A 326-nucleotide genomic window follows, 5' to 3' on the forward strand; every position below is an offset into this window, starting at 1 on the left:
ACGAAGTAGGGCGAGAGATAGCCGCGGTCGAACTGCATGCCTTCGACGACTTCGAGTTCGGTCTCGGCGGTCTTGGCTTCCTCGACCGTGATGACGCCCTCATTGCCGACCTTCTGCATCGCTTCGGCGATCATCGAGCCGACCGAAGCATCGCCATTGCCGGCGATGGTGCCGACCTGGGCAACCTCTTCCGAGGTCTTGATCTTCTTGGCGTTCTTGATCAGCGTCGCGACGACGTCGCTAACCGCGAGGTCGATGCCGCGCTTCAGGTCCATCGGGTTCATGCCGGCGGCAACCGCCTTGTGGCCTTCCTGGACGATCGACTG

At 62.0% G+C, this 326-nt stretch carries 1 protein-coding gene; it reads right to left on the minus strand.

Features of this window, described 5'->3' with window-relative positions; translation table 11 throughout:
- Window positions 1-326, minus strand: a 326-nt coding sequence (locus tag AC0L3O_RS35555) for a TCP-1/cpn60 chaperonin family protein (RefSeq protein ID WP_473618172.1), incomplete at both ends; no start/stop codon positions are given.

This window comes from Mesorhizobium sp. WSM4810 (assembly GCF_055811235.1).